The 26726-nt window shown below is 59.3% G+C and carries 26 protein-coding genes and 1 pseudogene; 14 read left to right on the top strand and 13 right to left on the bottom strand.

Going from position 1 to position 26726, the window contains the following annotated elements:
• Positions 1–35 precede the first annotated feature (35 nt).
• The 13 genes from H0485_RS16675 to H0485_RS16615 all read right to left on the bottom strand — a co-directional run bounded on the left by H0485_RS16675 (position 36) and on the right by H0485_RS16615 (position 11275).
• Positions 36–1061 carry a TrbL/VirB6 family protein gene (locus H0485_RS16675; protein ID WP_226937086.1) on the bottom strand — a complete coding sequence of 342 codons (1026 nt, stop codon included), beginning with the start codon at positions 1059–1061 and terminating at the stop codon, positions 36–38.
• Positions 1061–1474: a hypothetical protein gene (locus H0485_RS16670; protein WP_226937085.1), complete on the bottom strand. Its 414-nt coding sequence runs from the start codon at positions 1472–1474 to the stop codon at positions 1061–1063. Before H0485_RS16670 ends, H0485_RS16675 begins: the two co-directional genes overlap by 1 nt.
• 14 nt (positions 1475–1488) lie before the next feature.
• Positions 1489–2493 (bottom strand): ATPase, T2SS/T4P/T4SS family, encoded by a 1005-nt coding sequence (locus H0485_RS16665; protein ID WP_226937084.1) that lies wholly within the window; start codon positions 2491–2493, stop codon positions 1489–1491.
• A complete protein-coding gene (locus H0485_RS16660) occupies positions 2493–3806 on the bottom strand; it encodes a TraB/TrbI/VirB10 family type IV secretion system protein (protein WP_226937083.1) in 1314 nt (437 codons plus the stop codon). The genes H0485_RS16665 and H0485_RS16660 overlap by 1 nt, the downstream gene beginning before the upstream one ends.
• Complete coding sequence (locus H0485_RS16655) at positions 3803–4528, bottom strand: TrbG/VirB9 family P-type conjugative transfer protein (protein WP_226937082.1); 726 nt, start codon at positions 4526–4528, stop codon at positions 3803–3805. Before H0485_RS16655 ends, H0485_RS16660 begins: the two co-directional genes overlap by 4 nt.
• A complete protein-coding gene (locus H0485_RS16650; RefSeq protein WP_226937081.1) occupies positions 4525–5190 on the bottom strand; it encodes a VirB8 family type IV secretion system protein in 666 nt (221 codons plus the stop codon). The genes H0485_RS16655 and H0485_RS16650 overlap by 4 nt, the downstream gene beginning before the upstream one ends.
• Positions 5187–5957 (bottom strand): type IV secretion system protein, encoded by a 771-nt coding sequence (locus tag H0485_RS16645; protein ID WP_226937080.1) that lies wholly within the window; start codon positions 5955–5957, stop codon positions 5187–5189. Before H0485_RS16645 ends, H0485_RS16650 begins: the two co-directional genes overlap by 4 nt.
• Positions 5954–7099 carry a lytic transglycosylase domain-containing protein gene (locus tag H0485_RS16640; protein ID WP_226937079.1) on the bottom strand — a complete coding sequence of 382 codons (1146 nt, stop codon included), beginning with the start codon at positions 7097–7099 and terminating at the stop codon, positions 5954–5956. The genes H0485_RS16645 and H0485_RS16640 overlap by 4 nt, the downstream gene beginning before the upstream one ends.
• A 213-nt stretch (positions 7100–7312) precedes the next feature.
• Entirely contained in the window at positions 7313–9709 is a 2397-nt protein-coding gene (locus H0485_RS16635; protein ID WP_435531517.1) for a VirB4 family type IV secretion/conjugal transfer ATPase, read from the bottom strand.
• Positions 9699–9977 carry a VirB3 family type IV secretion system protein gene (locus H0485_RS16630; RefSeq protein ID WP_226937078.1) on the bottom strand — a complete coding sequence of 93 codons (279 nt, stop codon included), beginning with the start codon at positions 9975–9977 and terminating at the stop codon, positions 9699–9701. Before H0485_RS16630 ends, H0485_RS16635 begins: the two co-directional genes overlap by 11 nt.
• An 11-nt stretch (positions 9978–9988) precedes the next feature.
• Positions 9989–10276, bottom strand: coding sequence for a TrbC/VirB2 family protein (locus tag H0485_RS16625; RefSeq protein WP_226937077.1), 288 nt, complete (start codon positions 10274–10276; stop codon positions 9989–9991).
• Positions 10276–10830 carry a lytic transglycosylase domain-containing protein gene (locus tag H0485_RS16620; protein ID WP_226937076.1) on the bottom strand — a complete coding sequence of 185 codons (555 nt, stop codon included), beginning with the start codon at positions 10828–10830 and terminating at the stop codon, positions 10276–10278. The genes H0485_RS16625 and H0485_RS16620 overlap by 1 nt, the downstream gene beginning before the upstream one ends.
• Positions 10831–10939: 109 nt before the next feature.
• Positions 10940–11275 (bottom strand): hypothetical protein, encoded by a 336-nt coding sequence (locus H0485_RS16615; protein WP_226937075.1) that lies wholly within the window; start codon positions 11273–11275, stop codon positions 10940–10942.
• 226 nt (positions 11276–11501) lie between these two features.
• Between H0485_RS16615 and H0485_RS16610 the strand changes: the two genes are divergently transcribed.
• The 14 genes and pseudogenes from H0485_RS16610 to H0485_RS16550 all read left to right on the top strand — a co-directional run.
• A complete protein-coding gene (locus H0485_RS16610) occupies positions 11502–11738 on the top strand; it encodes a hypothetical protein (protein ID WP_226937126.1) in 237 nt (78 codons plus the stop codon).
• 102 nt (positions 11739–11840) lie between these two features.
• Entirely contained in the window at positions 11841–12509 is a 669-nt protein-coding gene (locus tag H0485_RS16605; RefSeq protein ID WP_035715006.1) for a hypothetical protein, read from the top strand.
• Positions 12510–12737: 228 nt separating this feature from the next.
• Entirely contained in the window at positions 12738–13574 is an 837-nt protein-coding gene (locus H0485_RS16600; RefSeq protein ID WP_226937074.1) for a hypothetical protein, read from the top strand.
• A gap of 472 nt (positions 13575–14046) precedes the next feature.
• A complete protein-coding gene (locus H0485_RS16595) occupies positions 14047–15855 on the top strand; it encodes an ATP-dependent nuclease (protein ID WP_226937073.1) in 1809 nt (602 codons plus the stop codon).
• Positions 15852–17615, top strand: coding sequence for a UvrD-helicase domain-containing protein (locus tag H0485_RS16590; protein WP_226937072.1), 1764 nt, complete (start codon positions 15852–15854; stop codon positions 17613–17615). The genes H0485_RS16595 and H0485_RS16590 overlap by 4 nt, the downstream gene beginning before the upstream one ends.
• A gap of 69 nt (positions 17616–17684) precedes the next feature.
• Positions 17685–18299 (top strand): competence protein CoiA family protein, encoded by a 615-nt coding sequence (locus tag H0485_RS22125; RefSeq protein ID WP_494338140.1) that lies wholly within the window; start codon positions 17685–17687, stop codon positions 18297–18299.
• A gap of 99 nt (positions 18300–18398) precedes the next feature.
• A complete protein-coding gene (locus H0485_RS16585; protein WP_226937071.1) occupies positions 18399–18947 on the top strand; it encodes a hypothetical protein in 549 nt (182 codons plus the stop codon).
• Between the two features lie 691 nt (positions 18948–19638).
• Entirely contained in the window at positions 19639–20268 is a 630-nt protein-coding gene (locus tag H0485_RS16580; protein ID WP_226937070.1) for a tyrosine-type recombinase/integrase, read from the top strand.
• A 2-nt stretch (positions 20269–20270) separates the two neighbouring features.
• Positions 20271–20522 (top strand): WGR domain-containing protein, encoded by a 252-nt coding sequence (locus H0485_RS16575; protein WP_226937069.1) that lies wholly within the window; start codon positions 20271–20273, stop codon positions 20520–20522.
• 46 nt (positions 20523–20568) lie between these two features.
• Entirely contained in the window at positions 20569–20847 is a 279-nt protein-coding gene (locus H0485_RS16570) for a HigA family addiction module antitoxin (protein ID WP_226937068.1), read from the top strand.
• A complete protein-coding gene (locus tag H0485_RS16565) occupies positions 20844–23588 on the top strand; it encodes a class I SAM-dependent DNA methyltransferase (RefSeq protein ID WP_226937067.1) in 2745 nt (914 codons plus the stop codon). The genes H0485_RS16570 and H0485_RS16565 overlap by 4 nt, the downstream gene beginning before the upstream one ends.
• 1 nt (position 23589) lies before the next feature.
• Entirely contained in the window at positions 23590–24003 is a 414-nt protein-coding gene (locus H0485_RS16560; protein ID WP_226937066.1) for a hypothetical protein, read from the top strand.
• Positions 24000–26042, top strand: coding sequence for a DEAD/DEAH box helicase (locus H0485_RS16555; protein WP_226937065.1), 2043 nt, complete (start codon positions 24000–24002; stop codon positions 26040–26042). The genes H0485_RS16560 and H0485_RS16555 overlap by 4 nt, the downstream gene beginning before the upstream one ends.
• Positions 26035–26726 (top strand): annotated as a pseudogene (locus H0485_RS16550) (GIY-YIG nuclease family protein); the annotation flags it as partial. The gene H0485_RS16555 and the pseudogene H0485_RS16550, both read left to right, overlap by 8 nt.

Here is a 26726-nt window from a genome sequence, read left to right as displayed (position 1 = left end):
GTACTAAACTTGAACGGTAGGTTCCTTGCGCTCGACTACTTCCCGAGCCGCCTGGCCCTCTCAGCGACCCGGACGATCTGACCGCCGGCGGCCAGAGCCGCGGATCTCACAGCAGGTGCATTCTGAACGATCTGGCGGCCGACCATTTCGCCGGTGCTGAGATTTCCCATGCGCTCGCGCGCCTGCACGCCGCGCGTGTTCAGCATGCCGCGGGTCATGGCCGCGGTCCCCGCAGCAACGGCCGGCCCCGCCACCACCATGAAGTTCCCCGACAGTCCGCGCACGATCAGCGGCGTGGCTGCGACGAAGCCCTTCGCCAGGAAGATCATGACGAAGAAGGGGATGAGTGAGCCGATATTTGTCGCCGAAGCTGGATCGCCAACTTGGTCCAGCAAAGCATTCGCCATACCGACCACGGTCGAGAACATCGCGGCGATGACGACCGGGTAGAAGGCATAGCTGACAGTGGTCGAGACCCAGCGGTGGAAGAAGTCCTTGGTCGCATCGAACAGCGACAGGGCGATCATCACCGGCGCCAGGCCCAACATCAGCGAGAGCATCATCTTGGCAAAGATCAGCACGATCCCTGTCATGAAGCCGAGGATGCTGAGCAGGATGAGGCCGATGCCGCCCAGGATCGCGCCTGTCATCCAGCCCAGATTATTGCCGATCGCGTTCAGATAGGCCGAAAACTGTTCGATCAGATTATCGAACTCGCCGGCAAAGTGGGTCGCGCCAGCCCCACCGCCCCCAACCGATGCGACCAGGGCCCCAGCGATGTAGTCGAGGCCGCCGATTACCGCGTTCGCGACCGCGTTAAAGCGGGTCCAGTTGAAGGCGAAGAACCCGATGAGGGTCAGCTTCAGCAGGTACCAAAAGAAGGTCGCGCCATCCATGCTGCGATACTGGAACGCCATGTTGATGCAGAGGCCGATCAGGGAGAGCGTGACCATCAGCAGGGTGATCGTGCCGATATTGCTCGCCACGGCCCCGAACTGCGATTCCGCAGCCGAGGCGAGGAAGCTATCGGCTGAACCGACCATCCAGCTGACAACGCCCATTACCAGTTGCCCTGCGCTTCGCAGATCACGCGCACCTGGTCTTCAAGCAACCGCTGAGCCGCCATGAATTCGCTGCGCAAGGCAGTCTGCTCGCCTTGGTTAAGCGGAAAGTACCGCGCTCGGTATTCTTCATCGGCCAGCGCCCAGTCAGGGAAGCGGGTCCCGCATGAACAGTCCTGCCTAGACACTATGTTTTCCCAGGCACGCAGCTCATAAAGGTGTCGCAATGTCAGACCCTTCCATGCCTCCCGGATATGGAGCTCATCCGCCCATGCCGGGCGATCGGGCCTGTCGTTGCAGATCCGGTAGCGCTGCGGCTCGAGGGTCGGCGTCAGGTCGTTGGTTACGGGCGTTTGGCCGATGGCCGGAAGGGCGGCGGTGCAAACGGCAGCGGCGAGAACGAGAACACGCATGGGGTTTCCTTTCGTCATTCAGTGGCAAGGCGTGAGGGTGCCTCATCAAGACCAATGCCGGGCAGATAGAATTCGGTGATGCCTCTGACCCCCTCATGGCGGCCGGCCTGAATGATCACGTCGATCGAGCCTGCGATGTAGGTGATCATGTCGGCATAGGTCATCGGAAGGTCCGTCTTCAGGGCGGCAATGGCAAGACGCCGGACGGCGAGTTGCGGGGTCTCGGCATGAAGCGTGGTCAGAGATCCGCCATGGCCGGTGTTGATCGCTTCAAGGAAGGTCATCGCCTCCTTGCCGCGCACTTCGCCCAGAACAATCCGATCCGGCCGCATCCGAAGGGTCGAGGTCAGAAGGGCATCTGCGCTGCGCGCGTCAGATTCCCGGTCCGAGATCAGCGTCACGACATTTGGCTGTTCAGGCTTGAGCTCAGCAGCTTCCTCAATGGTCAGGATGCGCTCGTTATCCGGGATCAGGGAGATGATCTTGCGGGCCGCGACGGTCTTGCCGGTGGAGGTGCCGCCGGAGACGATCATGTTCAGCTTGTTCTCGACGCAAAAGCGCAGAGCCGCATCGATCTCGCCGGAGGCCACAACAGTCCGAAGTGCGAGGTTGCGTTCCTTGCGCAGGCCCTCGAGGCTGCGCTCGCGGCCGTAGAGGAAACCAAGCCTGATCTGCTCGAGCGGGAGCGTCGAGAAGAACCGCAGCGAAATGGAGTACCCTCCCTCGACCGCCGGCGGCTGGATGACCTGTGCCCGGATCGGTCGATCCCCCCAAAGGATGCTGACCGACACGATAGGCTTGCGGTTGCTGAGCGTCGTGTTCGCCGCCGAGGCAATCTGGTTACCAAGATCGCGGATCTCGATCTGCGTGAGCGGTTGGCCCAGATCGCGCATGAAGTGATCGCCCTGGAACTCGCCCCAGACCCGGCCATCGGGGTTGATGCAGATCTCGATCACATCAGGGCGGCGGATCGGATCCCCCAGCCGTGCCAGCGAGGCTTCGAGATAGCTTGCCGCCATCAGAGGATCTCCAGATCGCGGTCGACCATCACGGTGATGCGCGTTCCCTGCGGCACGCGGATCACCGGACGGATCGAGAGATAGTCCTGCATCACGCTGCGGCTGGCATCGCGCAGGTCCGTCTCCACATCGCTTGCCGCGTCCGAGGTCGTGTCGTCATCGATGCTCGCCGCAGCCGCTGCGGGAACCGCTCCGATCAGGGAGATCAGAGCGGCAGAGCCAAACCGGGTGCCGAAGCGGCTGTCGACATCGCCGGTGACGCCAGAGCGGCCAAGCTCATCACCGCCAAAAGCACTGATCTGGACGGTTTGGTTGTCGGGCAGAATGATCCGGTCCCAGCCGACCATCACCCGGGATTGCGCCAAGGATACCTCGGAGCGGTAGCGTCCGATCAGCTGGGCACCGCGCGGGATCAGAATGCGGATGCCATCGAAGGAATGCACATCTTCCGAAACCACAGCCCGGATCACACCGGGCAAGGCACTGTCCATGGCGGTTTCCAGCACAGCCTGGAGCATGGTGCCCTGCACCACGGTATGACCGGGGTTCACGATGATTTCGGCGCGGGTTATGGGCGCCGCCGCCGCGCCACCCCGCACGAAGGCCTCGTCGGCGCTCAGTCGAGCGGCTTCGACCTCGGATTCCCCGTTCGCTCCCCCACCCACACCGGACCAGGCAAGCATGGGGGAGGTGATGCGGGCCTCGCGCGCGGCTGCCTCGGCGGCCCGCCGGCGTTCGAGTTCGGCAAGCCTTGCATCTTCCTCGCCGGTGCCGGGCGCTCCAAGCCGGGCAATCTCAAGATCCATGCGAATGCGCTCCAGCTCGCGGTCCCGCTCGACGAGCTGCCGCTCAAGAGCGCCGCGGGCTTCCGCGTTCGAGGCGTCCAGTGCCGCCAGTTGTGCTGTCAGATCCGCGATGGCTGCCTGTGCCGCTGGATCGCCCGTCTCTACGGGACGCGCGCGCAATTCGGCCAGTTCGGCTTGCAATCTCCCAAGCGTTTCTCGCAGCTCGAGCTCTGCAGCGCTTGGCCCTTCAGGAACCGGCGCGGGCGCCGGAGCAGGTTCTGGAACCGGAGTCGCGGGGAATTCGCCGAAGCCTGACCCCGCGCTTTGGAACTCCTCTGCCGCCGCAGTGGGTAAACTGGGCTCGGGCTTTGGCTGCAGCAGCATCCAGCCCAGTCCACCAATCATCAGAATGGCAGCGCTGCCGAGCAGGGCCGCAAAGAGAGAGGGGCGGGCGGGCGCTTTACGTTTTCCCGTGGAGGCTTCTATGGCTTTGAGGCGGGTGGCAAGGTCGTCAGGATCAATGCTCATGACGATGCCCCACCGTCGGCACCCGACATGTCCTGGATGCAGATGACCTCCTCGCCGAGACGCAGGACCCACTGGCGGTGCACCCCGGAGACCCGGATCACGCCTTCTTCCTGCGCGACCGAATTCACGGTGCGCTCACGCCCGCCGGTCCAGCGGAAGATCGCGGGCATCGGCGCGTTCCGCGGGAAACGGAAATAGGTGAATGTGCCATCGTCCCAGACCGCTGTCGGTGTGAACTCGGTTTGGCTACTCACGGCATAATTGCTGTTCGGCGCACCGGCAGCGACGGCATTGACTGCAGGCGTGGCAGCATCCGGATAGCGGAACTGCACGACATAATGCGGGGTCTCGCGCGCTTCGACGACATGGAAGTAGTAGGAGCGCCGGTTGGTATAGACGGTGATGTTGGTCGCCACATTTGACGCCACGGGCTTGATGGCAAAAGCCCGGCCGCCTGGCACGCCGTCGAACTGGAATCCGGCTGTGTCCCCCGCGATGATCGAGCGGATGGTCTCGCCTTCTCCGAACTCGATCGAAGTGACACGAGTGAGATTGGTGACTACGCGGTAAACCTGTCCTTCGGTCCAGGTGGCAACACGCACCCGGCGGTCATGTGATCCCGCCCGCGGTGTGGTTTCTGCGAATGCTGGCGTGGCGGCCGTAAGCAAAGCCAAAGCGAGAAGCCGGGCGGGGATGAGATGGCGGGGCAGTGCGAGCTTCATTCCGACCGGTCCGATCTGATGGCATATTGAGTGACGGTGAAGCCGAAGGGGTTCTGCCACACATCGTCGATGCTGCGGGCGCGCTCTGGCCGGAACTCGAACATCAGCGTTGCGGTGAAGAGACCGACCTGTCCGCCTTGTGGACTGGTCAGACGCTTGCGCAGGCGCACCTGGGCGCGGTTTTCACCGATCAGCGTGATGCTGGCGATCTCGACCGCCATCTCGGATGTGGCGCCGTAGCGGGTCGGAGGAAAACTCTCCTGACCGCTGGTCCACATCGCCCGCATGCTGGCCTCGGCCCCGCCGGTGGATTGCGCCAAAACCCGGTTTACCCGCAGATCGTTGTCGAGCTGGTTGTAGGTCTCGCGGTCAAGGATGTAGCGGTAGATCTGGGACTCGATGACCGCCGGCCGCTCGGAAAGCCGCACGGCCTGAACAGTGGCGTTCGGCAAGGCGAGACCGCTTTCCGGGTCGTAGGGGACGACCACGGGCAGGGGCGGCTCAACGAAGATCGCGACGGCCGCCGCGGCAAGGCAGCCCAGAACCCCAAAACCGGCGCCGGACAGGCCGATAATCCGCCATTGGCGTTCCCGGCGGAGCGCGCCATAGACCAGTTCTTCCTCGACGACTTCCCGCACGGCCACGCTCGCACCCGCTGTCATTCGAGGCTCGGCATGGTGAAGTCCATGTAACGCCGCTCCTCGGCGATGGTGGCAGCATCGACCACACCGGCATTGCCCGCGCCGATGGTCTGGATTGCCTCCAGCTCCCACATGCGCGTCATGGCGATCGCGAGTTCCGCCGTGACGCGGGTGTTATGGTCCATCGAGGCCTTGAGATCGTCCATATCGGGGATCATCGCGACCAGTCGCTCGACCCGCGCCAACGACTGCGCCGCTTCCTCGTGACTGTTCTGCGCGGCGGCCGAGAGCACCGCGCCGGTCGTAGCCCGCGTGGCAATACCTTCGGCCCCGGGGTTGCCGCTGGTCGCGATCTCTCGCAGGGAATCTTCGTCGAAACCTGCGCTCGCCAGTGCCTGTTGCATCTGGGTGCGCATCGGCCCGGCGGTGGCCCCGAGCAGATTGCTCCAGTCGCCTTGCTGGATGCCGCGGATCAGGCCGGGAAGGTCTTCGAACTTCGCCTCAAGCAGTTGGTCCAGTTCTCCGCCCATGATGAGCCCGAGGATTTCGCGCGGGCCGGTCAGCGAGGCATACATGCTCTGCAACTGGTCGAACTGCTGCTGAAGCATGTCCAGCTGCTCGAGCGCATTCTCGAAAATGTCGCTCTGGATCCCGAAATCCTCCAGCATCTGCTGCAGCTGACGAATTTCCTGAGCGATGTTCTGGGTATCGACCGTAGGCACTCCCTGGGCCGAGGCGCCGCTGGCGGCACAGAGGCAAAGCGCCGTGCTGATCAGAAACCGTCTCATCGCAAATCCTCCAATCGGAAATCCATGAACCGCCGCTCGGCGGCCTGTGCAGCGGCCAGCGCGATCTGTTCATCACTCAGGGGTTGGGTCTGCGCTGCTTTGAGCCTTGTGCGGATGGCAACAATCCGGGCCAGTTCGGCGCGCGCATAGGTGTTCAGGGCGATGGACGCCTGCAGGTCTTCAGTCGTTCCGATAAGACTAATTATGTTATGTAAACGCTGTGCCGCAGCTTGAACCGACACCATGGAATAATCGCCATAGACACCGGATGCATGCGCCGAGAGGCTGAAACTCGCATTGGCCAGCAGCACGGGATCGATGGTGCCAAGCGCATCGGGACCGCCCACCATGGCGAGATATCGGTTGTACTGCGCCGGGATGACCACGACATAGTTCTGAGTCTCGGCGAAAGGCGGCACGCCGCTGTATTGCTGCACGCGGCCGGGCCCGGCGTTGTAAGCGGCAAGTGCATGGATGATGTTGCCATCGAACATGCCGAGCATCTGCGCGAGATAGCGTGCACCGCCGGTCACCTGCAGATAGGGATCCTCATAATAGGCCGGGTAGATGCCGAGATCGCCGGCGGTGCCGGGCATGATCTGGGTCAGGCCGAAAGCGCCGACGCCGGACTGAGCGCCGATCTGGAAGCGGCTTTCCTGCCAAATCAGCGCCTGAAGGAGGCAGCGCCATTGCACCGGCGTCAGCCCGGCGCGCGATACGCCGGAAAGAGAGTAGGTGTCGCGGGCTCCGCGGATGATCAGCTCTTCGACCGTTTCGCGGGCGTCACCGAACAGGCGGGTGGCGGCGGGGTTGCCGTCTTCGGTCGCAAAGAGCGCCGATGCAGCCGTCTCTCCCCCGTTCCAGGCCTCCAGCGCGGCCACACTCGCACCAACGGACACACTGGCGCCGACAGTCATGGCGCCAAGGATGTTCTCCAATGAGGCCAATTGCTGGCGCTCAATTTCGGCCAGTTCCTCTTCCCGGCTCAGCCGATCCCGCTGCAACGCGATGTCCAGATCCCGCTGTGCGATCGTCGCCGCCGTTCTGGCAAAGCCCTGAGCGTCAAATGTCGGCACGCCCTGCGCGCCCAAGGGCTGCGCAAGCGAAATGCCGATCATAACCTGTGGCAAGATCCGCGCCATGGCGTCAGTTCGCCGCGCCAATCAGGGTGAAGGCGCAGGGATCGGACGCCCGCGAGACCTCTCCGCCCATCGTCGAGACCGTGACGCCGGAGGGACGCTCGGCGAAACTGAAGCAATTGGCTCGTGGGGCCTGCCCACTTGCACAAGCGGCAAGGAGCAGGAGACTGCCGAGGACGGGAAGATAGATAAACCGGGCACCATTTACACGAGACATCACGACTTCTCCTTCCAGAAATCAGGGCGGTCGCGGTAATCCGCCCCCACGAGTTGCTCGCCCTTCTCCATCCCGCCAAGGACGGTCACGAGAGGGCCGAGGGCTGAGAGATCGGCATCGATGACGACCGAGCCACGGTCGTCGCGCACCAGCGCCAGGCGCGATGCGGTCCCCACACCCAGAAGGACATCAAGTTCCTTCTCGCTGAGGCCGAGCATCGCATAGTCGGCCGCGGTGGCCCGGATGTTTGGCAGCAGGATCTGCGTCGGCACCGCTTCGACGATGGTCTTGCCGGTACGGGTGCGCTCGAGCTGGCTCGCGTATTGGGTCATCATCACAACGACCGCGTTCTGTTTGCGGGCGGTGACAAGCCAGTTGCTCAGCCGATCCGCGAAGTAGCCATTGTCAAGCGCTTTCCAGGCCTCATCGATCAGGATCACTGTCGGGCGGCGATCCTCGATCACCCGCTCGACCCGGCGGAAAAGGTAGGAGAGGACGGCCATCCGCTCGCGCTCGCTCTCGGAATCGAGAATGCCGGTCAGATCGAAGCCCGAGACCTCACCGCCGAGCGAAAAGCTGTCTTGCGGGTTTGCACCGAAGATCCAGCCATAGCGGCCGGTCTCGGTCCATTCCTGCATTCGCTCGAAGAGATCGCCGTCATCATCGGTCGAGACCAGCAGCGAGGCGAAGTCCGACCAGTTGCGTAAGGATGCGTGGTCGGCTCCGGCGTTTTGGCGCACGACTTCCTGCAGGCGGTTGGTCTGTACCGGGGTCAGCGGCCGGTCGCGGCGCTCAAGCAGCGTCGCCAGCCAATCGGCCAGCCAGGCTTGGCCGCGATTGTCGATCTCGGTCTGAAGCGGATTCAGTCCGGTGGGCTTGCCCGCACGGACGGTGGCATAGCTGCCGCCAAGGGCGCGGACGGCCATTTCCATGCCTGCGCGGTAGTCGAAGATGAAGAGCCGTGCCTCGGCCCGCCGGGCCATGGTCATCAGGAAGGCAGCGAGTACAGACTTCCCGGAGCCGGGACGGCCGAGGATCAGCGTGTGCCCACCGGTCGGCTCCTTCAGCGGAGAGCCCTGCTCATGGAAGCTGAAGCGGAACCCGCTGCGCTCAGGCGTCGGAAACACAGCAACCGGCACGCCCCAAGGTAGTTCATCGCCGGTCTTGCCGAGCGGGGTGCGATGGAAGGTCGCAAGATCCGCGAAATTGTGGTTAGTGATCGCCGCCTTGCGGCTCCGCGATCCGGTGTTCCCCGGATGCTGCGCCATATAATGCGCGCGTGATCCGAAGCCCTCCGAGATCAGGTTGACGCCGGAACTGGCGGAAATATTGCGGATCTCTGCGCAGATATCGTCGAGATGGGCGCGGCTTCGGGCATAGATCGCCACGGTCATGTGGTGCTCGCCAAAGATCAGGCGCTTCGATTCCAGATCGTCCTGCGCCAGCTCCAGTTCTTGCGCGAGGCTGACCGCGCCATCGTTGGCGGCTTGCATCAGCCGCAGCTGGCGCTTGATCCGGCCGGCCATGATGTTGGAGTTGATCGGTACGAAGGAATGGGTGACCACCATATCGACAGGCAGGTTCAACTCATCGAGCATAAGGCTATCGGTCTTGGCCGGGTAGTTCTTAACGGCGAAGATTGCACCGAACTTCTCGCCCACTGCCCCATCGCTCAGGTGGATCTCTGCGCCGCGGAAGGTCACCCGGGTATTGGCGATATCTTCGGCCAGGATGCCGAGGCGCGAGGCCGGGAAGAGAGGGTGCTCCTCGCCTGTGTTCAGGCTGCCGAGGAAACCGAGCAGTTCGCCGCTCTCGGCCGTCAGCAGGCGTGGCTTCAGATCGGAGAAGCTGGAGAGCATGAAACCCACCACCTCATCGAGCTTGCGCAGCCGCCGCGTGGTGTCGGAGGCGAGCCGCGCGCGGGAGGCCGTGGCGATGAAGGGGATCCGGCTGCCCGGATCGGGGCGCTTCAGGATCGAGAGCGTGAGCGTCTTGTCGCGCAACCCGCTCATCGCAAGCTGCGATTGCCAGCGCGCATCGACTGCCGCTGCGAACCCGTCGCCCGGAATCGGCGGCAGTCGCGTATCCACCGCCTTTGAGACCTTATGCAGATAGAAGGAGAACTCCGTCCCGACCTGCGCCACCACACCCGCAAGCAGCGCCCCGATCCGGTCAAGGTGGCTGTCCTCGGAGGTGGTGCTGTTCACCCCCTCCAGCCGGATGCATTGCATCAGCTCATTGCCCCGGGTGCGGATGGTATTGCCAGCGACAAGGCTGACATAGGGGAGCATATGCGCGAGCCGCCTCTCCTTCCCGGCCCAATCCGGCAGCGCCGTGATCGGATCGAGTTCATGTTCTGCTTCTCTCTGTTCAGCGGTCACGGCATCACGGGGCATAGCTGTCTCCTTCGTGATGCTTGCGATTCCGCGTCGGTGGGGTTTCCTGCAGCGTGATCACCAGCACGTCGAGAAAGTTCGGATCCCAATCCGCCGCCTTCCATAAGAGCGGCCAGGCAATCCCGGCCGCCACGACTATGATCCAGCTCTGGACCCAGAGGAACAGCATCGACGAGCCAAAGAGCCAGACCATGGCATACATGATCGGCAGCCCCATCAGCTTGGGGGGCCGCAAGAGGCCGATGAAGACGCGCGACTGTTCCGCCATGGCCTTAGACCTCAGGTGGTCCAGATCGCGGCAACGATGGTTGGCGCGGCGGCAATGCCGGCAATCGCGACCAGCACCCAGAGCGCCTGGCGGAAGTCGAGAATGCCGAAAAGCCAGGACAGGAAGACCCCGATCAGCGCCAGTGTGCCAATCACGATGCCCAGAGGGCCGGTGATCGCATCAACGATGCCTTGCAGCAGTGTCTGCACCGGCGAGAGGTCGATACTCTGTGCTAGCGCAGGACCTGCGAGCACCACAAAGGCCATCGTCATGACGGCCGTGACGGAAAGGGACTTCATCAACTCGTTCCTTTCAGCCGCGCAAAAACGGCCTGCACTCGGGCCACATGGCCCTGGGTCTCAACGTAAGGGGGGATGCCACCGTGGCGGCTGACGGCCTCGGGTCCGGCGTTATAGGCGGCAAGCGCCAGTTCCGGCGTGCCGAAGGTCTCGAGCATCAGGAGGAGATAACGGGCCGATCCATCGAGATTCTGCCGCCAGTCGTTCGGATCGACCCCGAGAAAGCTGGCGGTATCGGGCATCAGCTGGCCAAGGCCGATTGCACCGGCATGGCTCAGGGCCGCCGGGTTATAGGCGCTCTCGACCTCGATATTTGCCCGATAGAAGAGTGCCCAGTCGGTAACAGACAGCCCCGCCCGCCTCAGCGCGGCATGGCCACCGTAGCGCAGCGCGGTGTCTTCTATGCCTTGCAGGATCTCGGGACTGGCGGAGGCGGGCCGAGGCGCGGCGTCACTGGCACCAGTGTCACCATCATCCCGCGGTGTTGAGAAGAGGAAGAGCCGCTCCGGCGTGTCGGCGCCGAACTGGCGCATGAAGCCAGTATCGGATGACACCGTGGCCAGTTGGCCGTCCAGCGCCACCCGAAAGACAAAGCCCTCTGCATTCGCGCCAGCCGGAGCGAACGCGGCAAGGACGCAGAGGGCCAGAAGAAGGGATGAAGCCTCAGCCCTGCTGCGCGGGCGTGGGCTCTGGCAGTTGGTGGAGAGAACGTCCCCCTTCTTCGAGCGGAATATGCGCCGTGCGCATTCCGATATCCGAAAGGAAGCTGACAAGCCCGGAGACGGTCTTGAACTCGCGCGCCTTGATGTAATTGCGGCTGGTGACGACGATCTTCTCATCGCCGCCCGAAGGGCCGATGGCCCGCACATACCAGGAGCCGTACCAGGCGTTGAGGCGCTTCTCGGCCGCGGTCCGACAGACCACTTCGGCCGAATAGCCCTGGGCGAGCAGCTGTCGCAATCCGTCTTCTGTAACCACATTCGGGGCGTCTTCTAACATGGTCTCCCCGCGGCTCCTCTCCATAGAATGGGTCAGGCCATGGGGAATCAAATCACCATAGCCGTAGCATTACACCATTATTGATGGCAATGATTATTTGATGCCTTGACGGCAGATCATCGCTCCATAAAGGTGGATAGCCCAAGACTGTGGCAAATCAAAGCAATGACGGGGCCTCGTCCGAAACATGGTGAAGCTGCGCCTGATATCCTGCCTTGTCGCGATCATGGTGAGTTGCTCCGCCGCCTTAGCATCATGCGATCCCCCTGAACGGCCATGGTTGCCAAGCGACCCGGCCGATGTACGGGCCTATGCCGATCTGATCCGGGAGGACTTCGAGGGCTACATCTCCGCGGTGCAGGAGTATTTCCGCTGCCTCGATGCCGAGCGTGCCCGGGCCTTCTCCGAGGCACAGGAGGTCAGTCAGGATTACGGGCGTTTCCAGAGCGTGGTGGGACACTGAGCCGAAGATCGGACGCGTCAGCCATGCGATAAGCAATGCAAGAATATTGCATTCAATAGTGGTGTATCGTAGCGATAGGGGGTAACTGAGCGAGTCGCCTCCATGTCCCCTGCCCTTCGAACCACCGTTTTGACAGCCTCTCTGGCCCTGACCGCCGCAGTCTCGAGCCCTTCCTCCGTCCAGGCACAGACCTACCAGATCGACTGCGCCATCCTTCTGTGCCTCGCCGGCGGATGGCCAGCCTCTGTCCCCTGCGCGCGGGCCCGCGCCGAGTTCATTCGCCGCATCACGCCCTGGCCGGTCGAGCCACCGCTGCAGATCTGGCGCTGCCCGATGGGCGCATCCCTCGGTGGCGATGCGCCGCTCAGCCCGATGGAGCGGCTCTATGACATTGCGTTCCGCGAGCCGCTTGAAAGTACCCTGCCCATCCCTATCGACGTGCCGGGTCTGACCCTCGCGCAGGCCCTGGAGCAGGCCGATATCGACATCTCCGGCGATGCTTTCGACTTCGTGCGCAGCATCCGGGTTTATCACATCCAGTTCAGCCAGCATCAAAACCGCGATGGCGACTGCATTCGCAGCGATTCCACCCGTCTCGGCTCCTATGGCACGCAAGGCGACTACGGTTGGGCCAGATCCTCGGTGGCCGCTGTCCCGGAGGCATCTGATCTCGCGGTGCCGGAGCATTGCCGCAGCTATTCCTGGCGCTCGGTCTTCGTGGATTGGCGTGACCATGCCGGGAACTATGGATCGGAAGAGGTCCGCTATTGAAAAGCCGCCGGAGCCTTGCGGCTCCAGCGGCTCTCTGTGTCGGGGACGTTCGATCCCCTTTTTGAAGACGACGCCAGACCAAAGGTCCAACACCAAAACCTCAAAGAACACTCACCTAGCCAGAGTGTTCTAACCCATCCTTTGAGGTTGCGCAACCAATAATGTCATATTGCATGCGATGGTGATGTATTGCTGTGATCCTGGCGCGTCGTATCGGAGACGACGATCATGGAACTCACCACTGGCGCCATCCTTCGCCGCATCACCCACACAAACCTCTCCTGCGCCGCACACAAGCTTGCGACACTGATCCTCGACGGCGTCGCCTGGAAGGAAGGCTACAATGGCCTGCCCCATGGCAGCGCCGCATTCACCCTGAGCGACCTCGCTGAACGGATGGAGGTCTCGCGCCAGCATCTGCACAGCCTGCTGACGGAGCTGGCCACTTCCGGGCTGCGGCTTCTGCGCCATCGCGGCAAGGGCAGGTTCGCGCCCTGGCTCTTCCGGTTCGGGTGCTGCGATGAACCGGATCTCGACGATGACGTGTCAACCACAGCTGACATCTCGCCTTATATAAGAGATTCAAACAAAAATGTATTTCATGGAACAATCATGGTGGATCGTGAAAAGCCGGAAACGGCGGCGCGGTGGCTGGCGCTGATCGGGAAGGCAAAGGCCGCCCTGCCCTGCCGCGCGGCCGACAGTCGACACATCTGGGATCGCTTCCGGGAGTTCAATCGGCGGCGTGGGCGTGAGGTTGTGCCGGCGGGATATCTGCTGGGGTTTATGCGGAAGTGGAAAGGCAGCGGTGCTGAGTTTCGACAGGGGCCGCCTCCGCAAGCTGCCGCGTCAGTCTCGCCAGAAGCCGCTCAGTTGCAGCGACTGATGGCACCAGCCCCGTTCATCAACCGATACTTCCACGAAAGTGACCTGAAACGGACAATCGGCGTGGATCGCTATGAGGAGCGGGTAGACGATCTGCGCAGCAGGTTCGGCTGTTCAGTGTTCCAGGCACAGCTGGCTGTGCACGGAATGGCAGTGGCTAAAGGAGTAATCCAGCGATGAGACAAATCCGCGTCTCGGGTTTCGTCCGCAGTGACCTTCCCGCTGAGATATCAATGTCGCACGTCGGCAGTAACCCCATGTTCCAGACGTTTTGTCAGCAGAGTTCAGCAACTGTGACCGCTAAAAAGGGCGGACACCGGCCTGACGGCGGCGCAGCAAGGCGGTAGCAGCAACCTTATGGAAGCAGACGTTCCGGCGGACCGCAGAGAGATCGCAGCGGGATCTACCGTGAGGGCGCAAAGCAGTGTGATGGCAGTGAGGCAGAACGATCGCGCGAAAGCCTAAGATCGGACGCCCCGCTCATGCCAAATGAGCCTCACATTGTAGTAGATCAAGTTCTTTTGCAGAGTGGGCAGAGTATCTTGGAAGTGTCCCGATTCGTTGGAAATTGGGCAAGTGCCCTTGTCTTGATGGCGCTCTCAGATCAATCACATATCGCAGCATCATCTAGCTGCTCAAAAGTCTGGTGGAGATGATGCGGGTAGCTCGAATCGTGATTCAGAATTTTCGCACGTTCGCGTCACTCGACGTGAATGTCGCAGATGATCTATGCTGCATCATCGGAGAAAATAATACTGGCAAGACTGCAATCCTTCGCGCAATCCAGATCTGCCTGGACAATATGCTGCCATCGACTTTCCGAGCGCTCCTGCGCGAGGATATCCACTCCGCAGTCGACATCTCCAATCCGAGCCAGGTTCTGATCGGCATTGAACTGACCGGCTTCGAGGGGCGGGTGAACGAAGAGGCACTGGTCAGCACATGGAAGACCGCTCCAGATCGAGCACGCATTTTCTATCGCTTCCGGCCGCGCCCGTCCGTCCGGGAGCAGCTCCGCAGTGGTGACATCACCCCCGGTACGTTAACTCTTGAGGACTATCAGTGGGAAATACGCGGTGGTGGAAACCCGGCCATCGACCTAACCGAAATTGCTTGGGATGAGGAAGGAATCGGCGAGTCGGTGCGGTTCGCGGATCTACAATCCTACCTTCTAGTTCACCTGCCTGCACTCCGCGATGTTGAGAATGACTTGCGCAATCCTCGCCAGTCACCGCTCATCCGCTTGATCGAAGCCTTCGAGATCGATGTGACTGAACAGGACGAGTTGATTGCGATCCTCGACGAGGCCAATCAGGCGATCGCGCGCTCGGCGACCATCGCCGAGATTGCTGCAGCGATCGACGCTCGGTTCAAGGATGTGTCCGGCCCCGCCTTCGAGATGGATGCAACGCTTGGTCTTTCCGCCGCCACATTCCGCGCAATCATCCGGAACCTGAAGATCATTCTGTCGGACCTGTCGCTCACCGCCTTTGAACCCGGTCGCAACGGCCTCGGCATGAACAACATCCTCTACATCGCTATCTTGATGGAATATCTCCAAAGGAGGATCGCACTCAACCGCTCGGCCGGACAGTTGATCCTGATCGAGGAGCCAGAAGCGCATCTCCATCCACAGCTACAATTCTCACTGATCGCGGCGTTACGCGCGATTGGTGTGCAGACCATCCTTACCAGTCACAGCACCCAGGTGACGTCGCAGGTGCCGCTGAGTAGCATTGTGTCTCTCACTAAACGCGACGACGCGACCATCGCAGCGGGGAATCTGGCGCTCAACGCGACGTTGACGACGCCAGAGATTGCAGATCTCGAACGCTATCTCGATGCAACCAAGAGTGCATTGCTTTACGCTCGCAAAGTTATGCTGGTCGAAGGCCCGGCCGAGATGTTCCTCGTCCCTGCGTTAATCGAGCAGGTGTATGGCGTGAAGCTCGAGCGGCTAGGAATCTCAGTTATCGCGATCCACGGCGTTCATTTTGACGTATACGCCAAGCTTTTCCGCGCTGGCTCGCTTGAGAAGAAATGCGCCATTGTGGCCGATGCCGACATGAAGCCATCCGATGCCGAGGACTTCGACCCGGAAACCGATGCCCCAGATCTAGTGGCGTTGGAAGGCGAATTCGTGTCGATATTCTTAGGCGCAACTACTTTTGAGCTCGAACTCGTATCGGTGGGGCGTTTACCCATGCTGATCGAAACCGTGCGCGCTCTCGGTGCTCCGCAGATTCTCGCGCAGATGGAGGGCGGCCTTGCCGCTCTCACTCGTGGTGAAATGGACCTGGACGACGAAGTTGCTCTGCGTGTTGAACTTGGCCGCATCACACTCAATACCGCCAAGCGATTTGGCAAAGCCCGCTTCGCGCAGATCGCAGCCCGCTATGCCCACCTCGCTACCGACCTGCCCGTATACATTGAGCACGCCTATGAATGGCTTACCGAATGATCCCATTGACTCCAGAACAGCGCGAAGCGGTCGACCATGACGGTAATCTTCTACTGACTGCCTGTCCTGGTAGTGGCAAGACGCGCGTCATCCTCGCCAAGCTGCTGACCTTGGCGGATCAACTAGTCCGCACGCCACAGTTCATCGGATGCATCACCTATACCAACGCTGCGGTCGACGAGATCGAAGCCCGGCTGCGCACATATGGCAACAACGCGATCACTGATCGCTGCGAAATATCTACGATCCACGCCTTCTGCCTGCAATTCATCCTGCGTCCCTACGGTTGGCTTATTCCCGAGGTGCCGACCCGCTTCCAAGTGCTCTCCCGCGAGAACAGTCTGTTCGAGCAAATCGTCACGGCCGTGGAGGACGCCTTCGGGCGCAAGCCCGCGGGCCAGGTTTTCGATGACTATGAATCACTGCGTATCGATGTGAGTGGCCATCCTTGCGGCCAAGGAATCGAGACTGGGATCGTCACTACCGATTCTGCTCTTCTATATTGGGATAGGGTGCGCGCCCACGGCTATCTCGATTTTGCGATGATCCTCTACTACTCGTGGAAAATCCTCGAGCAGCACCCGTTCGTGGGACGCGGCATAGCGAGCCGCTTCGAGTGGCTGCTAATCGACGAATTTCAGGATACCACTGATATTCAGATTGCCATCTTCGGGGCACTCCAGCGTTTCCTCCAAACCCGCTTCTTCCTTGTGGGCGACCAAAACCAGTCGATCATGCGCTTTGCCGGCGCCCGCCCCGAACTGGCAGAGCAGTTCGGCGACCAGATCAATGCGCACCGCGATATAGCATTGACCGGCAATTTCCGATGCGGGCCGGCGATCGTCACTACTGCAGCGACTCTCATCCCGACTGTTCCGGGGATGCAGTCGGCGGGCAATGCGGCTCAGTTCCCGGCCCAGGTGAACTACGTCAATGTCGGTCGGCCGATCGATGCCATCACAGATCACTTCCTGCCCAGCCTACAGAACGCCGGCATCCCTCTCGGGAAGGCCGCAATCCTCGCGCCATGGTGGACGCATCTCATCCCTGTAGCCCGTGCCCTTCGCGAATTCGATGTGCCGGTGTTTGGTCCGGGCGCCCGACCCTATAGGCGACGCCGACTGCTCGCTGGACTTGCCGAGCAGCTCGGGGCATGCGCCGAGGCTGGCAACTACATCGGACTGCCAGGTGTCGAGCGGGCGCTGTTTCGCCTGATCGGTGACCTCACTGGAAACTCGCGTTACGACATGTTCAGTTATCAGGGGCGCCGGGTCGCGCTTGGTCTGATCTACCTCGCTCGCGAACTCGCCGAGCGCCACCTCGGCGGTGCCGCTTGGCTGCGCGCCATCGCCCGCTCGGCCGGAAATTATCTCGAACGCGAAGAATGGCTGCCTGGTGCCGCCAAACAGTCGTTGATCGATTCGGCGGAGGAGATGCTTTCGGATATGCAGGCCAACAAAGTCGATCTAGCGAACCTACTCATCTCCGATATGGGCCTGTTCGCCAATCCAGAACATGCGCTAAAGCTAATTACGCTACACAATTCCAAGGGGCGGGAATTTGATGGTGTCGCTCTGATTTGCATGAACAACGGCAGTATCCCGCATTTCTCGACATCGACGCAAGAGGCCTATGACGAAGCACGGCGGCTGTTTTATGTTGGGCTAACCCGGGCTAAACGCGTCCTCGTCGTTGCTTCTGATCAGTCTCACTGGAGAAATAAGCCGACCCCCTTCATCGTGGAGGCCGGCCTTGGATAATTACGTAGTCCTTGCAGTAGGCTGAGCTCCTCTGCTGAACTCTCTTATGGCCTTGATGAAGGGAAGAAAATGCCAGTTAGGAAAGCGCGTGTGCTCGGACTTGGCGTTTACGACGAGGTCAGGCAGGCGGGCTTGCAGAGCCAAGACTGGCAAGACATTCGAACCAGGATCAATCACGCCAGGCCCGAGCCTTTGGCATTTTGCCTTGGATGCAATGAACCGGCGCATGTCAAGGCTGCCACATCTACTGAGCGCAGCCCACACTTCGCTCATTACAAGGGAGGTGGTCTGTCCTGCCCATGGGGCGAAGATGGGGGCCGTAATCCGGACGATGTAAGGGCATCAATCTACGCCGGGAATCAGGAATCACCTCTCCACAAGAGCATGTGCAATCAGGTGTTGGAGCTGATCAGCCTAGATCCTCGATATGAGCTAGGATCCGGTGTCGTCGATGGCTACCTTCCTCCTAACGGCGCAGGCAGGGGCAGATGGCCAGATGTGAGGTTCAACCTCGACGGTCTAGGGAAATTTGCTGTCGAGGTGCAGCTCGCACCGAGTTTGGCGACGGAGGTGGTCGCCCGTAGCAAGTATTATCTCTCCCAGGGCATTCACCTTATTTGGTTAGTTCCGTGGTATACCTTCGATCGTGTCGCTCGTGCATTCACCGCTGATATCGCACAATAGGCAGGGGGGGATCTTTTCGTCCTCGACGACAGCGCTGTGGCGGCCTCACTGGAACGCCAAACACTCTGCCTTTGGGCGGCTTGGCAAGCAGACACTGGGATGGAGCGAAGGCTTATTAGCCTCGACGATCTTGAATATCGATCAGACCGCCATCCCCTATTGAAGGACGTGGCAACACCTGCGGTGTTCCGAGAGGCCTCACTGAGGCGAGAAAGCCTGATCGGTGAGCTGATCAGGACCAAGAGCAACTGGTCGTCCGCTATACTTCACCCTGTGACCGGTGAGCGTGACAGCGATTTCGACCGGCTTCTGCGAGTTATGTTCTCGATATGGGCAGAGGCAGACGGCAGATGGGCGAACTTTTTGAACAAGCAGGAGAACATCACGGGACTCTTAAACGCCTACCTGAACTCTCAAGACGGTCAGTGCCGCGCACAGATTATCAATGACATGCTGACGAGAACTCGTGCATTCGGCCAAATACGCGCAACAGTCTGGAATAAAATGAGAGATGCTTTGAGGAATCCCCAGCTCAGTGTCGTAGACCCGACCATTTCAGAAGCGATGTCCTACTTTCCCGAGGTCTACCGAGCAGACCTTCGAGGAGATCCTATACGAACTGACATCCTGCCAGACTGGGCTACGTGAGCCAGCCATTTGATTTCAGCAGGCAGCAGGCAGCCGTTGCCTTTAGGGCTCTGTGGCTGTTTGGGAGCGGCATCTTCGAAATGGGCCGACCTTGCCAAGCTAGGTCCAATTTAAACGAGACCATCGAACGGTCGTTTGTTATGTTACGGCACGCTGCTCGGAATGCTGATCGGACCATGCCCAACTCGACGATTGCTAGCTCGCTTGCGAGGCGGTCGGGGTACCTCGCCGCGCATGGACGAGCCGGTGTTCTGGCTCGGATCCTGGCAGCTTGAGTGCGGGACTAGGGTCGTGCACCAGCCCAGCCGGGCTCACGTCAAAAGCAACTCTTCCGTTCACCGATGACACTCGGCACCCTTAGCGCCGGATCTCTATCCCGTAGAGTATTGATCACGCGCCCGACCAGACCGATCCGCCAGCAGGCGATGCGGGTGCGGATACCGAATGTCCGTTTTAGAGAATGCTGCAATGCAGCATCCGCGGTAGCTGATCGGCTGCTATGGGCCGAATACGTCAACCCCTGCTACTTCGTGCGCGTCATCTTCATGCGAGCTTTTGGATAGAAGCTTGCATGAGGACGGTGGATAGAATCCCAATGGAATAAGGAGAAGTCCTCTAGGCCGAGAGTTTTTCCTTTCCCTGATGCACGCTTTCTCGCCATATTCATCTGATAGCTTGCAAAGGATAGATCGTGTCAGCGACGTCAGAAACCACGTGGAACAAGGGGCGTGTGGTGGGGAAAAAGCCTCCCCTCACGCCGGATCAGGTTGCCCTGATCCGGCTGCTCCTGCGCCAGGAGAAGGCGCTGCGCGATCTGGCAGTGTTCAATACCGCCCTCGACACCAGCTTCCGGGGCTCTGATCTGGTGCGCTTGCGGGTCTCAGACGTCGCCACCTCCGCTGGGGTGCGCGAGATTGTCGAAATCCGGCAGAAAAAAACCGAAAATCGCAACGCCCGCCCGGTCCAGGCGCGGCTCTCCGACAACACGCGGGAGAGTCTGCGCGCCTATCTCGCGGCCACCGAAAAGCCTCTGCACGACTGGCTCTTCACCGGACAGGGGCCCAGATGGTCCCACAACCATCTCAGCGAAAGCCAGCTCTGGCGGCTGTTCAAATCTTGGCTCGAAAAAGCACGTCTCGATCCCAGTCTCTACGGCCTGCACTCCCTGCGCCGGACCTTCCCAACCCATATCTATCAGCAAACCGGCAATCTGCGGGCAGCCCAACTTCTGCTCGGACATGCCAGCATTGAGAGCACCAAGGATTACATCGGCACGGAGCAGGCTGAAGCCCTTGAGATCGCACGGAGGCATCACCTCTGAGCATGCAGACCTATCTCGAAAAGCGCCATCCAGCAAAAAACATCGCCCGGTTTTATCGAATGGCCGTCATGCCCAACCTGTTTGGGGAATGGTCGCTTTATCGGGAATGGGGTCGCATCGGACAGGACGGTCAGGTCCGCTTGGACTGGTTTGAAGAAGAGCACCACGCCATCGCCGCCCTGCTCGCGTTAGAAAAGTCCAAACGACAGCGCGGATATTGGGTCATGCCTCAGCAGCTTTCAATGTTTGATTGATAACTGCCCATTATCACCGTACATCCAGACTAAACGGGGAGATATTATGATCCATCCTGGAATCCTGGTCCGGCGAGAATGCCTTGGCCCCAATGCTCTTTCCGTCACTGAGGCTGCGCAAGTGCTCGGGTGTAACCGGCAGACCCTTAGCAATCTCCTCAATGGACGATCTGGTATTTCTCCGGAGATGGCCCTGCGTTTGGAGAAAGCCTTCGGCACATCCGCCCGCGCTTGGATGGAACGGCAACTGAATTACGAACTGGAAACGGTCATGGCACGTGCCGATGAGATCGAAGTCCAGCCATTTACGAGGCAGACCCCATGAACCCGGTTGAAATTGAACAGGCCATTTCGGACCTCGCCGAAGCGCCCTTCGACGCCACAGAATTCCCCTACGCCTTCCTTGAAGCCTTCGGCCGCAAGGAAACGGAAATTAAGAAGCTGCGCAAAGGCGATTCCAACAAGTCGGACCTCGGCGGCGTTCTGCAACGCAACAACATCCACATCGCGACCTGCGCGCCTGGTGAGGTGTCTCAGACCCTCGCGGCACTCAAGGCCAGCCCCGCCACGGCCAAGCACAAGGCCAAGTTCATCCTCGCAACCGATGGGCAGACCTTCGAAGCGGAAGATCTGATCGGCGGCGACACGGTGGCTTGCGCCTACCCAGATTTTCCGGACAGCTTTGGCGTTTTCCTGCCGCTCGCGGGCATCTCGACCGTCAAGCAAATCAAAGAAAGTGCCTTCGACATCAAGGCAACCGGCCGCCTGAATCGGCTCTATATGGAGTTGCTGAAGGACAACCCGGACTGGGGGAAAATCGATCGGCGGCCCGATATGAACCATTTCATGGCACGACTGATCTTCTGCTTCTTCGCCGAAGACACCGATATCTTTGCCTCATCTCGGCTGTTCACCGGCACGATCGAGCAGATGTCGAACCGTGATGGCACCAACACGCATGAGATCATCAGCGAAATCTTCCGCGCAATGAACGTGCCGCTAGCAGACCGAGCCGATGCCAATCTACCTCGGTGGGCCGATGCCTTCCCCTATGTGAACGGCGGGCTGTTCTCTGGCTCGACTGACGTGCCGCGCTTTTCCAAGATTGCGCAGCGTTATCTCAGCCATATCGGCGGGTTGGATTGGACCAAGATAAACCCCGACATCTTCGGCTCAATGATCCAGGCAGTGGCAGACGAAGATGAGCGCTCTGCACTCGGCATGCACTACACATCCGTCCCGAACATCCTGAAGGTGCTGAACCCACTTTTCCTCGATGATCTCAACGCGGCGCTGGAGGATGCAGGCGACAATTCCCGAAAGCTCTTGAACCTGCGCAACCGCATCGCGAAAATCCGGGTCTTCGACCCGGCCTGCGGCTCGGGCAACTTCCTAGTCATCGCTTACAAGAAGCTGCGCGCGATCGAGGCAGAGATCAATCGCCGCCGAGGGGAGACTGATCGTAAGACGGACATCCCCTTGACCAACTTCCGTGGCATCGAGATCAGGGATTTCTCAGCCGAGATCGCTCGGCTGGCGCTGATCATCGCGGAATACCAGTGTGATGTGACTTATCGCGGTCAGAAGGAGGCGCTGGCCGAGTTCCTGCCGCTAGACAGCCAGAACTGGATCACCTGCGGCAACGCGCTCAGGCTGGATTGGTTGTCCATTTGCCCGCCGACCGGAAAGGGCGTTAAGCTCAAATCAGATGATCTCTTTCAGACGCCGTTTGACCAGGCGCAGATCGATTTTGAGAACGAAGGAGGGGAAACCTACATCTGTGGGAATCCGCCGTACAAAGGCGCGAGAAAACAGGAGCCATACGAGAAAAAAGATCTTGAGGGGGCGTTTAAAGGACATGCCGACTTCAAGGATGCTGACTATGTGGCGGGGTGGTTTCTAAAAGCATTTGATTTCATTTCTGAAACAGAAGCCAATTTCTCATTCGTTGCGACAAGTTCCATCTGTCAGGGAGAACAGGTCCAATTCATATGGCCACGCATGTGGGCGGCAGGCCAAGAGATACACTTTGCGCATACGCCATTCAAATGGCAGAATAATGCGATCGATAACGCTGGTGTTTATGTCGTAGTAGTGGGTGGCCGCAGGAAAGGAGAAGGGCAGAAATTCATCTATGAGGATGATACTCGAAGAGCTGTAGAAAATATTTCACCATATTTGACAGCAGGCGGTAATGTTGTGGTTCGATCAACAGATCGGCCAATATCTCAGCATTTGTCAAAGATGATAATGGGAAATATGGCAAGGGATGACGGCCATCTAATTCTGTCGCCTGACGAAGGGCGTGCACTTCTGGAGGCCAATCCGTCGGCTAAAGAGTTTTTAGCTCCGTTGTTAGGAACCAAGGAACTAGTGGGTGGAACATTCCGATTTGCGCTGCATCTAAACGAGGATACGCAGGCAACTTGGTCGAAAATTCCTGCTATCGTGGAGCGAGTAGAACGGGTGAAGTCATTCAGAAAGTCGTCGAAAGCTAAGACGACCAATGGATACGCCGCAGTTCCGCATCGTTTTGCACAGTACTGCCACAGGAATGAGCCGGCTTTGGCCTTTCCCTCTGTGACACCTGAGGAGCGAAGCTTTACAACACCAGTTTTAATCACCGCCGATACGATGGTTACGAATCTTGCGTATATCATCTATGGATTTTCACTGTTTGAGTTGTCACTTGCGTCTTCCACGATGCATCTGGCTTGGGTGCGTGCGGTGTCCGGACGTCATGGGACAGGTATAAGATATACGCCCTCAATCTCGTTCCATACCTTCCCCGTTCCAAAGCTGACCGAAAAAAACCGCGAAGATTTGACCCGCTGCGCCGAAGACATCCTCCTGGCGCGCGAGGCGCATTTCCCGGCCACTATCGCTGAACTTTACGAAGTAAAGGAAGGCGTCAGCAAGATGCCCGCGAACCTTCGGGCTGCCCATGATCGCAACGACGAGACACTGGAGCGCATCTACATCGGCCGCCGCTTTAAGAACGATACCGAACGCCTCGAAAAACTCTTCGATATGTATACGAAGATGACTACGAAGGTGAACATCTGAAATGTTTGCACGTGTACCATATACTGACCTCAATTCCAGACAGCGCGAGAACTACAATTTTCATAAGTTCGCAGCTCGCATGGCAGACTACGGATTCAATTGCATAAGATTGACGGATGATTGGCAGGGTGCCGATTTCATCGCGATCCACATCGACGGCGAAACGTTCTTGAAGGTCCAGTTGAAAGGGCGGCTCATTATCGACAGGAAATATCTCGGCAAGAAAATCCACATTGGCTTCCTGAGCGGTAACGACGCCTATCTTTATGATCATGATGCTTTTGTCCGACACCTTGAGGTAAATGGACTGATCGGAGATGGCAGTGTTAGCTGGCATGTTCAGGGCTTCCGCAGTTGGCCCAGCCCGCCAGCTTGGGCCATTTCTTATTTGCAAGATTTCAGGATTTCCACATGACCAAATCGGTTCCTTCTGTCTCCGTTTCCTATCCTGCAAATGGAAGGTCCACCAAGTCCAACGAGCTTGGAATGCGCACGATGCAGGAGCGCGCCTATGAAAAGCGCGGCGAGCAATACCTGCTGATCAAGTCACCACCTGCCTCGGGTAAAAGCCGGGCGCTGATGTTCATCGCGCTCGACAAACTGCATAATCAGGGCCTGAAGCAGGCCATTATCGTGGTACCGGAAAAGTCGATCGGCTCCAGCTTCGCTGATGAGCCTCTGTCTAACTTTGGCTTTTACTGGGACTGGGTAGTCGAGCCGCGCTGGAACCTGTGCAACGCTCCGGGAGGAGACAGTGGCAAAGTCGGGGCGCTTGGCAAGTTTTTGGAAGGTGACGATCGTATCCTCGTCTGCACCCATGCAACTTTCCGCTTCGCCGTAGACAAGTTCGGCATCGAAGCATTCGATGACCGCCTTATCGCTGTGGACGAATTCCACCACGTCTCAGCCAACCCAGATAACAAGTTGGGGGCACACCTAGGCGCGCTTATCACACGCGACAAGGCACATGTGGTTGCCATGACCGGATCGTATTTCCGAGGTGATACTGAAGCCGTGCTGTCGCCCGAAGATGAGGCGCGCTTTGAGACTGTTACCTACACCTATTACGAGCAGCTCAGCGGCTACACATGGCTGAAGACCCTCGACATCGGATATTTCTTTTACAGTGGCTCCTACGCCGACGAGCTACTCAAGGTTTTGGACCCGAACGAGAAAACCATCCTTCACATCCCGAATGTCAACTCGCGTGAAAGCACGAAGGACAAGCATCGGGAAGTGGAGCATATCATCGACGCCTTAGGCGACTGGCAAGGCACAGACCCTGCTACAGGTTTTCAGCTGGTGAAGCGTCCTGATGGGAAGGTGCTGCGGATTGCGGACCTCGTGGATGACGATACCGCCAAGCGAGACAAGGTCTCGGCGTCACTGAAAGATCCAGCCCAAAAGAACAACCGTGACCATGTTGACATCATCATCGCGCTTGGCATGGCGAAGGAAGGCTTCGACTGGATTTGGTGTGAACATGCGCTGACCGTGGGCTATCGCTCCAGCCTAACCGAGATCGTTCAGATCATCGGACGTGCCACACGCGACGCCAAAGGCAAAACACGTGCCCGCTTTACCAACTTGATTGCAGAGCCTGACGCGTCTGAAGAGGCGGTGCGTGAGGCCGTCAACGACACCTTGAAGGCTATTGCAGCCAGCCTGCTGATGGAGCAGGTGCTGACACCCAAGTTCGAGTTTAAACCTAAGATGCCTGCAAACACTGCGCAGGATGGCTTCGACTATGGCGAGAACGGCTACGATGACAGCAAGTGCAACGTAGGCTTCAATGAAGAAAAAGGTATCTTCCAGATCGAGATCAAAGGGCTCATCCAGCCCAAGAGCCCAGAAGCAAATCGCATCTGTCAGAATGACCTGAACGAGGTCATCACCACCTTCCTACAGGATAAAACCGCGATCGAGCGTGGGCTTTTTGACGCCGAAATGGTGCCGGAGGAGCTGACCCAGGTGAAGATGGGGAAGATCGTGCGCGACAAGTATCCTGAGCTGGACGAAGTCGACCAGGAGGCCGTTCGTCAGCACGCGATTGCTGCGATGAACTTCACACAACAGACCAAGAAGACTCTTCTTGGTGATGGTACGGACGCACCCTCAAACACAGCTTTTGTCGACGGTGTTCGCCAGTTCGCTATGAGCGTCAAAGAGCTCGATATTGACCTGATCGACCGGATCAACCCGTTCAGCGAAGCCTATGCGATCCTCGCCAAAACCATGAGCGAAGAAAGCCTCAAAGAGGTTGCCGCCGTGATCGAGGCCAAGAAGATCAAACTGTCGCCGGAAGAGGCGCGTGACCTCGTCAAGCGCGCCGTGAAGTTCAAGCAAGAACGCGGGCGGCTTCCGTCTTTGACTTCCGCTGACGCGTGGGAGAAACGCATGGCCGAAGGCGTGGCCTTCCTTGCCCGGATGAAGCAGGAGGCGATGAATGGCTAATACATTCACGGACGAAGATGATGCCCTCTTGTCAGAGCTTGGCATCGAAATCGAGAAAAAGACGCAAGCTTTACGGACCCCACGTGAAGAGCGGATCATCGCTGGATTCGAAGATATCCAGAAGTTCCTATCCGACCATGGACGTGTCCCGCAGCATTCAGAAGATGGAGATATCTTCGAACGGCTTTATGCTGTTCGTTTGCAGCGCCTGCGGGAGCTGCCCGAAGCCGTCGATCTTCTCACGGGGCTGGACACTGGCGGCCTGCTAACGGGAAATAACTTCGCGCCGATCTCTGAAGATCTGGATGATGACGCACTGCTTGCGGCACTCGGTATCACGGTTGAAGCATCGCCCCTCACTCAGCTGAAGCATGTCCGATCGAACGCAGAGAGAAAAGCTGTGGACGACATTGCCAGTCGGCAACGCTGCACAGATTTTGAGACTTTCAAGCCGCTTTTCGAAAAGGTTCAGCGTGAGCTGGATTCCGGCGAGCGTGAAACCCGCCCGTTCGAACTGAAAGCCGAAATTCAAAAAGGCCGCTTCTTCATCGTAGAAGGTCAAAAGGCATATGTCGCCGAGATGGGCGAACAGACCCTGACCGACCAAGGCCGAACTGATGCGCGCTTGCGCGTCATCTTCGACAACGGCACCGAAAGCAACATGCTGATGCGATCGCTTCAGCG

The sequence above is a fragment of the Pseudogemmobacter faecipullorum genome (assembly GCF_020539525.1).
Taxonomy (GTDB): Bacteria; Pseudomonadota; Alphaproteobacteria; order Rhodobacterales; family Rhodobacteraceae; genus Pseudogemmobacter; species Pseudogemmobacter faecipullorum.
The sequence above is the reverse complement of the archived record's forward strand: the minus strand, read 5'-3'. Positions and strand labels throughout refer to the sequence as shown.